The sequence below is a fragment of the Burkholderia sola genome (genome assembly GCF_905400185.1).
In the GTDB taxonomy this organism is placed as follows: Bacteria; Pseudomonadota; Gammaproteobacteria; order Burkholderiales; family Burkholderiaceae; genus Burkholderia; species Burkholderia sola.
Genome location: NZ_FR989675.1, coordinates 1,237,489 through 1,251,702 on the forward strand (window position 1 = coordinate 1,237,489; position 14,214 = coordinate 1,251,702).

General features: G+C 67.6%; 12 protein-coding genes. 6 read left to right on the forward strand and 6 right to left on the reverse strand.

Annotated features, from left to right (window positions below; all coding sequences use genetic code 11):
* Positions 1–158 precede the first annotated feature (158 nt).
* Positions 159–983 carry a phosphodiesterase gene (locus KR541_RS05775; protein ID WP_204383755.1) on the reverse strand — a complete coding sequence of 275 codons (825 nt, stop codon included), beginning with the start codon at positions 981–983 and terminating at the stop codon, positions 159–161.
* Positions 984–1,066: 83 nt separating this feature from the next.
* On the reverse strand, positions 1,067–2,098 hold the full coding sequence (locus KR541_RS05780; protein WP_204383758.1) for an ABC transporter ATP-binding protein: 1,032 nt from the start codon (positions 2,096–2,098) through the stop codon (positions 1,067–1,069).
* 92 nt (positions 2,099–2,190) lie between these two features.
* Here KR541_RS05780 and KR541_RS05785 point away from each other — a divergent pair, with 92 nt between their 5' ends.
* Positions 2,191–3,243 carry an RNA-guided endonuclease InsQ/TnpB family protein gene (locus KR541_RS05785; RefSeq protein WP_216089405.1) on the forward strand — a complete coding sequence of 351 codons (1,053 nt, stop codon included), beginning with the start codon at positions 2,191–2,193 and terminating at the stop codon, positions 3,241–3,243.
* A gap of 30 nt (positions 3,244–3,273) precedes the next feature.
* Here the strand turns inward: KR541_RS05785 and KR541_RS05790 are convergent, their stop codons facing one another.
* From KR541_RS05790 to KR541_RS05805, 4 genes are all read right to left on the reverse strand, one after another.
* Positions 3,274–4,176 (reverse strand): ABC transporter permease, encoded by a 903-nt coding sequence (locus KR541_RS05790; RefSeq protein WP_216089406.1) that lies wholly within the window; start codon positions 4,174–4,176, stop codon positions 3,274–3,276.
* Positions 4,177–4,186: 10 nt separating this feature from the next.
* A complete protein-coding gene (locus KR541_RS05795) occupies positions 4,187–5,011 on the reverse strand; it encodes an ABC transporter permease (protein ID WP_124629987.1) in 825 nt (274 codons plus the stop codon).
* 17 nt (positions 5,012–5,028) lie between these two features.
* Positions 5,029–6,057, reverse strand: a complete 1,029-nt coding sequence (locus KR541_RS05800) for an ABC transporter substrate-binding protein (RefSeq protein ID WP_050015129.1) — start codon at positions 6,055–6,057, stop codon at positions 5,029–5,031.
* Between the two features lie 73 nt (positions 6,058–6,130).
* Entirely contained in the window at positions 6,131–7,156 is a 1,026-nt protein-coding gene (locus KR541_RS05805) for a LacI family DNA-binding transcriptional regulator (RefSeq protein WP_089488304.1), read from the reverse strand.
* Between the two features lie 902 nt (positions 7,157–8,058).
* Between KR541_RS05805 and KR541_RS05810 the strand changes: the two genes are divergently transcribed.
* The 5 genes from KR541_RS05810 to lpdA all read left to right on the forward strand — a co-directional run bounded on the left by KR541_RS05810 (position 8,059) and on the right by lpdA (position 14,060).
* Complete coding sequence (locus tag KR541_RS05810) at positions 8,059–8,685, forward strand: flavin reductase family protein (RefSeq protein ID WP_050015133.1); 627 nt, start codon at positions 8,059–8,061, stop codon at positions 8,683–8,685.
* 388 nt (positions 8,686–9,073) lie between these two features.
* Positions 9,074–10,306 (forward strand): 3-methyl-2-oxobutanoate dehydrogenase (2-methylpropanoyl-transferring) subunit alpha, encoded by a 1,233-nt coding sequence (locus KR541_RS05815; RefSeq protein ID WP_050015135.1) that lies wholly within the window; start codon positions 9,074–9,076, stop codon positions 10,304–10,306.
* A 2-nt stretch (positions 10,307–10,308) separates the two neighbouring features.
* Positions 10,309–11,349, forward strand: coding sequence for an alpha-ketoacid dehydrogenase subunit beta (locus KR541_RS05820; protein WP_124629991.1), 1,041 nt, complete (start codon positions 10,309–10,311; stop codon positions 11,347–11,349).
* A gap of 1 nt (position 11,350) precedes the next feature.
* On the forward strand, positions 11,351–12,664 hold the full coding sequence (locus KR541_RS05825) for a dihydrolipoamide acetyltransferase family protein (protein ID WP_124557246.1): 1,314 nt from the start codon (positions 11,351–11,353) through the stop codon (positions 12,662–12,664).
* 4 nt (positions 12,665–12,668) lie between these two features.
* Positions 12,669–14,060, forward strand: a complete 1,392-nt coding sequence (gene lpdA / locus KR541_RS05830; protein WP_050015140.1) for a dihydrolipoyl dehydrogenase — start codon at positions 12,669–12,671, stop codon at positions 14,058–14,060.
* Positions 14,061–14,214: the final 154 nt, after the last annotated feature.

Below are 14,214 nucleotides of genomic sequence, written 5' to 3' on the forward strand. Positions count from 1 at the left end.
GGGGCGGCGCGGCAGCGGCGCACGCGTCGGGTGCGCAGTCAGGCCGGGCGCCGGTCGAGGCTGCCGATCATACCGGAGCGACGCGAATCCTGCCGGCCGCATAACCGGTATAACGGGCACAACCGGCCGGCCCCCGTCACGGCACGCGCTTCACGTCGTCAGTCGACCAGCTCGCCCGTCGGCTCGTAGAACGGATACGGTCCGGCGCCTTCGTCCACATAGACGTGATGCGACGTCATCCCCGTATCGGGCGCATGACGATGGACCGCGAACGCCGGCGGTTCGAGCCGGAATGCGGACGGCCCATCAACCCGCAAGTCGAAGGCGACCTGATGCGCGGGCGACGGCACCGCGCACGCGAGCGTGCCGCCGAAGCGCGTGAACATCGTGCGGTGCACGTGACCGCACAGCACGCGCTCGACGTTCGGATGGCCGCGCAGCAGCGCATCGAGTTTCGCGGCGGCGGCGGGCGCGAGACGCAGCTTGTCCATGTGCCCGATGCCGGACACAAACGGCGGGTGATGCAGCGCGACGATCACCGGCCGGTCGCGCGCGGCGTCGAGCTGCGCGGCGAGCCACGCGAGCCGGGCGTCGCACAGGTCGCCGTGGCTCGCGCCCGGCACCTGCGAATCGAGCGCGAGCACGCGCACCGCGCCGACGTCGAGCGCGTACTGCACGAATTCGCCGTCCTGCAACTCGGCGCGATCGGCGAATGCGCGGCGCAAACCGGCGCGGTCGTCGTGATTGCCGATCATCAGGTAATACGGAATCTCGAGCGCGTCGAGCAGCCCGCGCAGGTTGCCGTACTCTTCGTCGTGGCCGAAGTCGGTCAGGTCGCCGGTGACGAGCACGGCGTCGGGGCGCGGCACGAGCGCGTTCAGTTTCTCGATACAGCGCGCGAGCGCGGCCGCCGTGTCGACGCGCCGGTACGCGAGCTGGCCCGGCCGCTTGATGTGGAGATCGCTGATTTGAGCAAGCAGCATCGTCGTTCCTCGGAATCGTCTGGTTGTTGTCGCGGCGGCGGGCGCCGCGTGGGGTGCTGCGTGGATGATGCCCGATCGACGGCTTACGCGCCGAGCGCGATCAAGCCTTCCGGCGCGATCGTGAGGCCGACCGCCGTGCCGCGCGCAAGCGCGACGCGGCCCGGCACGTCGATCACGAGCGCGTCGGGCGCCGCATGCTCGATCGTGAGCCGCGTGCGTTCGCCGAGGAACGCGCACGCACCGACCGCACCGCGCAGCGATGCATGCACAGGATCGGCGAGCTGCGCATCCTCGGGGCGGAAGAACCATTCGTCGGCCGCATGCGGCGTGGCGATCGCGCCGCCCGTCGTTTCGAGCGCGCCGTTGCGCCACTGGCCCGCGAGCCGGTTCAGCGTGCCGATGAACTGCGCGACCGTGCGGTTCGCGGGCTGGTAGTAAATCTCGCGCGGCGTGCCGATCTGCTCGATGCGGCCCGCGCCCATCACGACGATCCGGTCGCCGAGCTCCATCGCTTCGGCCTGGTCGTGCGTCACGTAGACGGTCGTCACGCCGAGCTCGCGCAGCAGCGCGTTCATGTCGCGACGCAGCACGTCGCGCAGCTTCGCGTCGAGCGCGGTCAGCGGTTCGTCGAGCAGCAGCACGCGCGGGCGCACCGCGAGCGCACGCGCCAGCGCGACGCGCTGCCGCTGGCCGCCCGACAGTTGATCGACCGGCTTGTCCGCATGGGCATCGAGCCGCATCATCGCGAGCAGTTCGTCGACGCGCTCGCGCAGCGTACGCGGCTCGGTCTTGCGGATCTTCAGCCCGTAGCCGACGTTGCCGCGCACCGTCAGGTTCGGAAACAGCGCGTAGTTCTGGAACACCATGCCGACTTGCCGGCGTTCGATCGGCAGTGCGGTGACGTCGTCGTCGCCGAACGCGATCGTGCCGCCGGCGTCCGGCGTGTCGAGTCCCGCGATCAGGCGCAGCGTGGTCGTCTTGCCGCAGCCGGACGGCCCGAGCAGCACGAGCGTTTCGCCGGCGCCGATCGACAGGTCGAGCGGTTCGAGCACGCGTGTGCCGCGGAACGTCTTCGCGCAGCCGGTCAGGGTAATGGGAGTGGAATCGAGTTTCATCAGAATTTGCTCCGAGAAACCCCGCCATTGATGGCGGGAAGGAAAGGCGTGCTGTTGACAGGCAGCTTCTTCCACGGGTTAGGATCACCGGCATGATCCTTGTCTACCGCTACCGGGTGAAGTCGCTCAACGGACTGCTCAACAAGCAGAGCCGCGCGGTGAACTACGTCTGGAACTTCTGCAACGACACGCAGAAGCACGCGCTCAAGTGGAACAAGAAGTGGCCGACCGGTTTCGACCTGAACGTGCTGACCACCGGCAGCAGCAAGGAACTCGGTATTCACTCCGGCACGGTCAACGCGACGTGCGAGCAATATGCGAAGTCGCGCAGCCAGCGCCGTCGGCCCTACCTGCGCTATCGCGGCAGGAAATCGCTGGGCTGGGTGCCGCTGAAGGGGCGTGACCTGAAGCGCGAGGGCGACGCGTTCCGTTTCGCCGGCAACACCTTCCGCGTGTTCAATAGCCGCCCGCTTCCCGAAGGCAAGATCAAGGACGGGGCCAACTTTGCGCAGGATGCACGCGGCAACTGGTTCTTGAACATAGCGATCGAGATGCCGGATGTTCAGGCTCGCCCGATCCGTTCCGGTGTGGGCATCGATCTCGGCCTGAAAGACTTCGCCACACTTTCGACCGGCGAGAAACTGCCCAATGACCAATTCGGTCGACGAGCGGCGGAAAAGCTGGCGAAAGCGCAACGGGCGCGAAAGCACAAGCGACATATCGCGAAGCTGCACGCCAAGATCGCGAATGCCCGAGCCGATTTCCAGCACAAGCTCGTGCTCGAGTTGGTGTGGCGCTTCGATTACATCGCGGTCGGCAACGTGTCGGCTGTCAAACTCGCCAGAACCAGGATGGCGAAGAGCGTCTACGACGCATCCTGGTCGTCCTTCCGAAACAAGCTCCGCTACAAAGCGATCGCGCACGGGGCCACGTTCGAGGAAGTCGACGAAAGCGGTTCCACCCAGTCCTGTTCGGCGTGCGGGTCGAAAGACAGCACGACGCGGCCGAAAGGTATCGCGGGACTGCGAATAAGAGAATGGGCCTGCAGTGGATGTGGTGTCGTGCATGATCGTGATATCAACGCTGCGCTGAACATTCTCCGATGCGGACGTGCATCGCCAGGTGTGGGAATCCTCCGCCTTTAGGCGGACGAGGACGTCAAGTCTGCGAAAATTTCAGCGTGGGCGCTTCTTCAGTGCGCGCGTACCGGACGGATCGACGCCGAGCCACTGCATCGCGACGAGCAGCGGCAGCGTCATCAGCAGGAACAGGATCGTGTACGCGCTGCCGACTTCGAGGCGCAGCGATGCATAGGTATCGGCGAGCCCGACCGGCAGCGTCTTGGTGTCGGGCGTATGCAGCATCCACGTGAGGTTGAACTCGCCGATCGACAGCGTGAGCACCGCGAGCGCACCGGCGACGATGCCCGGCCGCAGGTTCGGCAGCACGATCGTGACGAAGCGCGTGACGAACGATGCGCCGAGGCTCGCCGCGCCTTCCTCGAGCGTGCGCAGGTCGGCGCCGGCCGCGACGGCCGCGACCGCGCGCACCATGAACGGCAGCGTGAACACGACGTGGCCGACGACGATGAACCACAGGCTCATCCGGAACGCGGTGAAGCCGCCGTACACGACCAGCAGCGCGAGCGCCGAAGCCAGCCCCGGCAGCGCGACCGGCAGCACGAGCGCTTCCTCGATCGCACGCGCGATGCGGCGCTTGCTGCGCGCGAGCGCATAGCCGGCCGGCACGCCGACCGCGAGCACGATTGCGAGCGTCGCGAACGCGACGTAGAGCGACAGCGCGACCGAGCCGTGATACTGCTGCCACACCTGCTCAAGCCAGCGCAGCGTGAGGCCGCTCGACAGGCCGCGGAAATAGTTGACGGTCAGCCCCGCGAGCACCGACATCACGACGGGCACGATCAGGAACGCGCACAGCAGCAGCGTGACGCCCCATTGCAGCGCGGCGATCGCGCGCGCGCCGGCGACGCGCGGCGCATGCCGGGCGGCGCGTGTCGCGTGCAGCGGCGCTGGAGCGGGTGCCGGTGACGGCGTGGAAGAGCCGGAAAGCGATTGCATGCGTAAATCCTCAGGCCGCGGCGGCGGCGGTGTGACCGGTGAAGCGACGCGCGAGCGCGAGCACGGCCCAGGTGACGATGCCGAGCACGATCGACAGGCCGGCCGCCGTCGCGATGTTCGCGTTCAGCGTGAACTCGGTATAGATCGTCATCGGCAGCACGTTCAGGTCGGTGGCGAGCGTGAACGCGGTGCCGAACGCGCCCATCGCGGTCGCGAAGCAGATCGCGCCGGCCGCGACCAGGCCCGGCGCGAGCGCGGGCAGCACGATGTCGACGAAGATGCGCCACGGCGACGCGCCGAGCGAACGCGCGGCTTCCTCGAGCGACGCGTCGAGCTTCGACGCGGCCGCGATCACGGTGACGATCACGCGCGGAATCGAGAAATACAGGTAGCCGATGAACAGGCCGGCCACCGAATACGCGAACACGAACTTGTCGCCGGTGAGTTTCGCCGACAGCATGCCGATCAGCCCCTGGCGCCCGGCGAGCATGATCACCATGAAGCCGACCACGACACCCGGGAACGCGAGCGGAAACGTGAGCAGCGCGAGCAGCACGCGCTTGCCGGCGAATTCGCGGCGCGCGAGCAGCAGGCCGGAGATCGTCGACAGCGCGAGCGTCGCGAGCGTGACGCCCGCGGACAGCGCAACCGTCTCGCCGAGGCTCTTCATGTAGCGCGCATTTCCGAGCAGTGCCGCGTAGTGCGAGCAGAAGGCGCCGTCGGCGGACACCTGCACGAGCGACGCCATCGGCAGCAGCCAGAACGCGGCGAATACCGCCAGCGCCGGCGCGACGAGCGCGATGCGCCAGCGCAGCGGAAAAGTCAGGTCGAGCATCGGTTGCGTCCCGCGGCTTACTGCATGATCTGCAGGTACTGCTGGCCGAACGCCTGCTGGCCGGCCGCCATCTTGCCGAAGTCGACCGGTTTCGCCCGCGCGTATTCGCTCGCCGGCAGGAACTTCGCGGCGATGTCGGCGCCGAGCGTCTGCGCACGCACCGGGCGCAGGTAGGCATTGGCCCACAGCTTCTGGCCTTCGTCCGACAGCACGAAGTCGAGCACCTTCTTGCCGTTCGCGTCGTGCGGCGCGCCCTTCACGAGGCTCATCACGTACGGCACCGCGATCGTGCCTTCCTTCGGAATCACGAACTCGACGTTCGCGTTGTCCTTGTATTTCGCGCGATACGCGTCGAAGTCGTAGTCGAGCAGGATCGGAATCTCGCCGGACAGCACGCGTGCATAGGCCGTTTGCTTCGGCACGATCGGCGCGTTGGCCTTGAGCTTGCGGAACCAGTCGAGGCCCGGCTTGAAGTTGTCGAGGCTGCCGCCGAGCGCCTGGTTGACGGCGACCGCGCCCGCATAGCCGACGAACGCGCTCGACGGATCGAGATAGCCGACCATGCCCTTGTATTCGGGCTTCAGCAGGTCGCCCCACGAACGCGGCACCGGCTTGCCGTCGAGCGCGTCCTTGTTCACGAAGAAGCCGAGCGTGCCCGAGTGGATCGCGAACCAGTAGCCTTGCGGGTCCTTCAGGTTCGCGGGGATGTCGTTCCAGTGCGCGGGTTTGTACGGCGCGATCACGCCCTTGTCCTTCGCCTGGAATGCCGACGACACGCCGAGGTAGACGACGTCGGCCACCGGGCTCTTCTGCTCGGCGATCAGTTGCGCGATCGCCTGGCCCGAGTTCTTGTTGTCGGACGGCACGCGGATGCCGGTCTTCTGCTTGATCGCGGCGATCTGCGCGGCCCAGTCGGCCCATTCGGGCGGGCAGTTGTAGCAGATCGCCGTTTCGTCGGCGTGGGCAGCGGGGGCGCCGGCGACGAGCGCGGCAAGGGCGAGCGGCGCGGCAAGCGCGCGCAGCAGCGAGGTCAGGCGAAAGGACACGGTGAATCTCCGGGCGAGTAGGGTGGCGCTGGGTGGTGTGGTGATCGGTGTGCGTCGCGCGTGCGTGTTGCGATCAGGCGTTGCGCAGTTGCAGGTCGGTGGCGGGCGGAGCAATCGTCGCGCCGTCGCGCACCGCATGCGGCAGGATCGTCGACGTGCGGTCGATCGGCGCGCCGCCGATGCATTCGACGAGACGCTGCCACGCGTGGCGGCCGATGTCGCGGTTCGGCGTCGCGACGCTCGCGAGCGGCGGCGCAAGCAGCTCGCCGATCGCGATCCCGTCGAAGCCGAGCACCGACAGGTCGTCGGGAATCGAGAAACCCGCGCGGCGCAGGCCGCGCATCACGACCATCGCGAGCAGGTCGTTGCCGCAGAACAGCGCGGTCGGGCGCGTGGCGTGCGCGGTGAGATGCGCGAGCACCGCATCGGGCAGCTCGGGCGCGTTGAAGTCGACTTCGACGGGCGGCAGCGGCGCCACGCCGACTTCCTCGAGCGCCTGCGCATAACCGAGATGACGCTGGCGCGCGCGATCCGACGCGGCGAGCGAACCGGCCAGCATCAGCACGCGGCGATGGCCGTGCGCGGTCAGCCGTTGCACGCCGTCATACGCGGCGCGGCGGTTGTCGACCGACACCGATGGACGGCGCTGCGTGTCGTTGTGCATCAGCACGTAATGCGGGCCGTCGCGGTCGAGCATGTCGAGCAGCGGATGCGTGTCCGCATCGGCGACGGTGAGGATCAGCCCTTCGACGCGCTGCTCGCGCAGCGTCTCGATCGCATGACGCTCGCGCGCCGCGTCGTATTCGGTCGTCATCAGGATCAGCTTGAAACCGGCCGCGGTCGCGAGTTCGTCGATGCCTTGCAGGCAGTCGGCGAACACCGGGTTCGACAGCGTCGGCACGACGACGCCGACGAGCCGCGTGCGCTCGCCGCGCAATTGCCGGCCGAGCGGGCTCGGGCGGAACTGCAGCGTGTCGATGGCGGTGCGGATCGTCTGCAGCGTGGCGGGGCTGACGGTATGCGGCGCGTTGATCGCACGCGAAACGGTGGCGATCGAGAAGCCCGCGAGGGCGGCGACGTCCTTGATGGTCGAGGTCATGAAGTCATGCGATGTAAACGTTTTCGGCCGGGGAATTATCGAAAACGTTTGTGACTTCGCGATGACGCACGCGACGCTTGTTTCGCGAGAAGCACGATACAAACGTCAGACCGTTGGGGCCGTGGGACGACGCGCGGTCGATTGTATCGGGGCAGGTCGCGGGGCGGGACGAAATCGGCGGGCCGTGTGGAGTCGGTGTCGTATCGGCGTCGAACGCTGAGGAAGAAGCGATGCGATGACGGCCGGTGTCGCGATGCGGCACGGCGGAATAAGGGAACGCATGCGCCAAGCAATGGTAGAATCGCGTCCGCCCTCTTGCCGGGGTGATGAAATTGGTAAACATAGCGGACTTAAACGATTGAGTGCCCGGCCGGAAACGGTCGGTGCAGAACCCTTCAAATTCGGCGAAACCCCTGATGTGCGCATCGAGGCAACGCCGAGCCAAGCCTCGCGGCATCCGCGAGGAAGGTGTAGAGACTAGACGGGGGGCGCCTAAGGCGCATGGGCAGCGGTCATGCCCGCGCGCGACGGTGAAGGCATAGTCCAGCGCACGAACGGCTCGCGTACGCGACGCCGGCTTTGAAAGAAGCAGTGTGACGAAAATCCGCCGCCTTAACTGGCTTGCCGGTTCGAGTCCGGTCCCCGGCACCATCGATTGCGTCGACGCGATTCGATTCAACGAAGGCGTAAAAAACCCGCGAGAAATGCAGCGCTCGCGGGTTTTTTATTTGGCGCACGCACATGCAGCGGCGCGTCCGCGCCGCTCACGATGCGCTTCACTGCGCCGAAAACCGCGCCATGTGATACTGGTACGCACGTCGCACCGGACGCTTGCGTCGCCACCGGCCAACGCGTCCCGCCGACAGCCTTCACATCGTTTGCCTCTCGCAAGACCATCCGTCATGACCGAATCGACCCATCACTATTACGAGCCGTCGCAAGGCCACGGCCTGCCGCACGACCCGTTGAACGCGATCATCGGCCCACGCCCGATCGGCTGGATTTCATCCCGCGGCAGCGACGGCACGCTGAACCTCGCGCCGTACAGCTTCTTCAACGCGTTCAACTATCGGCCGCCGATCATCGGCTTTTCGAGCACCGCCGCGAAGGACAGCGTGCGCAACGTGCAGGAGACCGGCGAGTTCGTGTGGAACCTCGCGACGCGCGATCTGGCCGAGCGGATGAACCAGACCTGCGCCGCCGTGCCGTACGACGTGAACGAGTTCGAACTCGGCGGCTTGACCGCGGTGCCGTCGCGCCTCGTCGACGTGCCGCGCGTCGCGGAAAGCGGCGTGAACTTCGAATGCAAGGTGACCGACGTGATCCGGCTGCGCGATCACCACGGCGTCGAGACGCCGGCCACGCTGGTGCTGGGTGAGGTCGTCGCGGTCCATATCCGCCATGACCTGCTGAAGGACGGCATCTTCGACACGTTCGGCGCGGGCATCATTCTTCGTGCGGGCGGCCCGTCGGCCTATGTACACGTGACGCCCGACAGTCGCTTCGATCTGTTCCGTCCCGACGCGTGATCGATCGCACGCCGCAGTAAGCCGGCAACCGGGCGCACGAGCGCCCGCATCCGACGAAAGACCTCGCGACGATCCAGGATTTCGCGGGGTCTTTTGCTTCGTACCCTCACATGATCGGGACGACACCGATCCGTCCGTCCCTCGATGCCCGCTCGTCGTCGCCGCCAGCCCAGCGACGATGCGCTGCAGCAAACACGTCCTTCGCCGATCGCCACCATGGCAAATCTGCTCACCACGAACGAGCGGCTTGGGCATCGACGCCCGCCGCTGCCAGGCATAGATTTCCAAGGTTGACGTGCTTATCCGCGCGTCAGCTCGCGCGCAGGCCGGCAACCGGCCCGCGCGTTCCCAAACAGCGTGAGACACAATCGAGCGTGGAGACGACACGATGAGCCTGTCAGAGCCATTGCGTCTGCATGTGCCGGAGCCCACCGGGCGCCCGGGCTGCAAGACGGACTTTTCCTACCTGCATCTATCGCCGGCCGGCGCCGTCCGCCGCCCGCCGATCGACGTTGCCGCGGCAGACACCGCCAATCTCGCCCGCAGCCTCGTGCGCGTGCTCGACGACAGCGGCAAGGCCGTCGGCCCGTGGGCCCCCGATCTCGACGATGCACGGCTGATCGCCGGGCTGCGCGCGATGCTCAAGACCCGTATTTTCGACGCGCGCATGATGATCGCGCAGCGTCAGAAGAAAATCTCCTTTTACATGTTGAGCCTCGGCGAAGAGGCGATCGGCACCGCGCACGCGATGGCGCTGCGCGACGGCGACATGTGCTTTCCGACCTACCGGCAGCAAAGCATCCTGATCGCGCGCGACGTGCCGCTCGAGCGGATGATCTGCCAGCTGATGTCGAACGAAGGCGATCCGCTGAAGGGGCGCCAGCTTCCGGTGATGTACTCGGACCGCGAAGCCGGCTTCTTCTCCATTTCCGGCAACCTCGCGACGCAGTTCATCCAGGCGGTTGGCTGGGCGATGGCGTCGGCGATCAAGGGCGACACGAAGATCGCGTCCGCGTGGATCGGCGACGGCGCGACGGCCGAAGCCGATTTCCACACCGCGCTCACGTTCGCGCACGTGTACCGCGCGCCGGTCGTGCTGAACGTGGTCAACAACCAGTGGGCGATCTCGACGTTCCAGGCGATCGCGGGCGGCGAGGGCACGACGTTCGCCGGGCGCGGCGTCGGCTGCGGGATCGCGTCGCTGCGCGTCGACGGCAACGACTTCCTCGCGATCTACGCGGCCTCCAGCTGGGCCGCCGAACGCGCGCGTCGCAACCTCGGCCCGACGCTGATCGAGTGGGTGACCTACCGTGCGGGCGCGCATTCGACGTCGGACGATCCGACCAAGTACCGGCCGAGCGACGACTGGTCCCATTTCCCGCTCGGCGATCCGATCGAGCGCTTCAAGCGTCACCTGATCGTGAAGGGCATCTGGTCGGACGGCGCGCACGACGCGTTGACGGCCGAGCTCGAGGCCGAGGTGATCGCCGCGCAGAAGGAAGCGGAGAAATACGGGACGCTGGCCGACGACCGGATTCCGTCGCCGGCCTCGATGTTCGACGACGTCTACAAGGAGCTGCCCGCGCACCTGCGCCGTCAGCGCCAGGAACTGGGAGCGTGATCATGGCGCAACACGAGACAGGGACGGCCACGCAGCCGATGACGATGATCCAGGCGCTGCGCTCCGCGATGGACGTGATGCTCGGGCGCGACAGCGATGTGATCGTGTTCGGGCAGGACGTCGGCTATTTCGGCGGCGTGTTCCGCTGTACCGAAGGACTGCAGAACAAATACGGGAAATCGCGCGTGTTCGATGCGCCGATCTCCGAAGGCGGGATCGTCGGCGCGGCGGTCGGGATGGGCGCGTACGGATTGCGGCCCGTCTGCGAGATCCAGTTCGCCGACTATTTCTACCCGGCATCCGACCAGATCGTGTCGGAAGGCGCGCGGCTGCGCTATCGCTCGGCCGGCCAGTTCACCGCGCCGATGACGATCCGGATGCCGTGCGGCGGCGGCATCTACGGCGGGCAGACGCACAGCCAGAGCCCGGAAGCGATGTTTACGCAGGTGTGCGGGCTGCGCACGGTGATGCCGTCGAATCCGTACGACGCGAAAGGGCTGCTGATCGCGTCGATCGAGAACGACGATCCGGTGATCTTCCTCGAACCGAAACGGCTGTACAACGGGCCGTTCGACGGCCATCACGAACGGCCCGTCACGTCGTGGCTCAAGCATCCGGCGAGCGCGGTGCCGGAAGGCTACTACACGGTGCCGCTCGATACGGCCGCCGTCGTGCGGCCCGGCAACGACGTGACGGTGCTGACGTACGGCACGACGGTGCACGTGTCGCTCGCCGCGGCCGAGGAGACGGGCATCGACGCGGAAGTGATCGATCTGCGCACGCTGTGGCCGCTCGATCTCGACACGGTCGTCGCGTCGGTGCGCAAGACCGGGCGTTGCGTCGTGGTGCACGAGGCGACGCGTACCTGCGGCTATGGCGCGGAGCTCGTGTCGCTGGTCCAGGAACACTGCTTCTACCACCTCGAAGCGCCGGTCGAGCGCACGACGGGCTGGGACACCCCGTATCCGCATGCGCAGGAATGGGCGTACTTTCCGGGGCCCACCCGGGTCGGTGAAGCGTTGCGACGCGTGATGGAGGCGTGAGATGGGGATTCATGTCATCAAGATGCCGGATATCGGCGAAGGGATCGCCGAGGTCGAGCTGGTGGCCTGGCATGTGGAAGTCGGGCAGACGATCAACGAAGACCAGCCGCTCGCCGACGTGATGACCGACAAGGCGGCGGTCGAGATTCCGTCGCCGGTGACGGGCAAGGTGATCGAACTGGGCGGCCGGATCGGCGAGATGATGGCGGTCGGCAGCGAGCTGATTCGGCTGGAAGTCGAAGGCGACGGCAACCTGAAGGCCGCGGCACCGGTGCGGGAAGCAAAGGTAGCAACCGCACCGGTCGCGGCGGCGGCGCCGGCGAAGCCGGTGGCGGACGTGCCGGCCGAGCCGCCGGTGCAGCCCGCCGCGCATCGCGCACCGGCGAAACCGCGCCGCGACGAACCGGCCGCGCAGCCGCGCGCGGCGCTTGCGCCGGGCGAACGGCCGCTCGCGTCGCCGGCCGTGCGCCAGCGTGCATGGGACATGGGCATCGAGCTGCGCTACGTGCGCGGCACCGGCGAAGCCGGGCGGATCCTGCATGAGGATCTCGATGCGTATGCGCGCACCGGCGGCGGTTCGGCGCGAGGGGCGCAACCGCGCGGTTACAACGAACGCCACGACGAAACCGAAGTGCCGGTGATCGGCTTGCGGCGCGCGATCGCGCGCAAGATGCAGGAAGCGAAGCGCCGCATTCCGCACTTCAGCTACGTCGAGGAAATCGACGTGACCGAACTCGAATCGTTGCGCACGGAACTGAACCGCCGCCACGGCGACACGCGCGGCAAGCTCACGCCGTTGCCGCTGCTGATCCGCGCGATGGTGATCGCGCTGCGCGACTTCCCGCAGATCAACGCGCGCTTCGACGACGAAGCGGGCGTCGTCACGCGCTACGGCGCGGTGCACATGGGTGTCGCGACGCAGACGGACGGCGGCCTTACGGTGCCCGTGCTGCGTCATGCGGAAGCGCGCGACGTGTGGTCGATCTCCGCCGAAATCGCGCGGCTCGCCGACGCGGTGCGCGCGAACCGCGCGCACCGCGACGAGCTGAGCGGGTCGACGATCACGATCTCGAGCCTCGGCGCGCTCGGCGGCATCGTGTCGACGCCTGTGATCAATCATCCGGAAGTGGGCATCGTCGGCGTGAACCGGATTGTCGAGCGGCCGATGATCCGCGACGGCGCGATCGTCGCGCGCAAGATGATGAACCTGTCGTCGTCGTTCGATCATCGCGTCGTCGACGGCGCGGACGCGGCCGAATTCATCCAGGCCGTGCGCGCGGTGCTCGAACGCCCGGCGCTGCTGTTCGTGGAGTGAGCCGATGAAGAACGAACACACCACACTGCTCGTCATCGGCGGCGGCCCGGGCGGCTACGTCGCCGCGATCCGCGCGGGCCAGCTCGGCATTCCGACCGTGCTCGTCGAACGCGACCGGCTCGGCGGCACCTGCCTGAACATCGGCTGCATTCCGTCGAAGGCGCTGATCCACGTGGCCGACGCGTTCGAACAGGCGTGCGGTCATGCCGGCGAAGGCGCGCTCGGCATCCGCGTGCGCACGCCCGAGATCGACATCGCGAGAAGCGTCGCATGGAAGGATGGCATCGTCGATCGTCTGACGCGCGGCGTCGGCACGCTGCTCAAGAAGAACGGCGTGCGCGTGCTGCACGGCGAAGCGCGCGTGATCGACGGCAAGACCGTCGAAGTCGTCGGCGGCGGCCATACGGTGCGGATCGGTTGCGAACACCTGTTGCTCGCGACCGGTTCCGAACCGGTCGAGCTGCCGTCGATGCCGTTCGGCGGGCACGTCGTGTCGTCCACCGACGCGCTGTCGCCCGCGACGCTGCCGAAGCGGCTGGTCGTCGTCGGGGCCGGCTATATCGGGCTCGAACTCGGGACCGTCTATCGGAAGCTCGGCGTCGACGTCAGCGTCGTCGAAGCGGCCGAGCGCGTGCTGCCTGCGTACGATGCCGAACTCGTGCGGCCGGTGGCCGATTCGCTCGCGCGGCTCGGCGTGCGGCTGTGGCTCGGCCACAAGGTGCTCGGGCTGGACGCGCACGGCGCGGTGCGCGTGCAGGCAGCCGATGGCGCCGAGCAGACGTTGCCGGCCGACCGCGTGCTGGTCGCCGTGGGCCGTCGGCCGCGCGTCGACGGGTTCGGGCTCGAGACGCTGATGCTCGATCGCAACGGCCGCGCGCTGCGGATCGATGACGAATGCCGCACGTCGATGCGCAATGTCTGGGCGATCGGCGACGTCGCGGGCGAGCCGATGCTCGCGCATCGCGCGATGGCGCAAGGCGAGATGGTGGCCGAGCTGATCGCGGGCCGGCGTCGCGAATTCACGCCCGCGTCGATCCCGGCCGTGTGCTTCACCGATCCCGAGATCGTGACGGCCGGCTGGTCGCCGGACGATGCACACACGGCTGGCGTCGATTGCCTGAGCGCATCGTTCCCGTTCGCCGCGAACGGGCGGGCGATGACGTTGCAGGCGACCGACGGATTCGTGCGCGTCGTCGCGCGGCGCGACAATCACCTGATCGTCGGCTGGCAGGCGGTCGGGCGCGGGGTGTCGGAGCTGGCCGCGGCGTTCTCGCAGTCGCTGGAGATGGGCGCGCGGCTGGAGGACATCGGCGACACGATTCACGCGCATCCGACGCTCGGCGAGGCGCTGCAGGAAGCGGCGTTGCGCGCGCTCGGACATGCGCTGCATGTCTGACGTAATTGCCTGACGGGGCGCCGCCGGTACGTCACGCACGTATCGGCGGCGCTTGCGGCGTCTGATGAACGTCATGTTGTTTCAGTCGACATTCGGTCGCGCGGGACCGCACCCGACAGCGCCGTAATTTTTCGAGACGAGCGGAGGGTTGTCG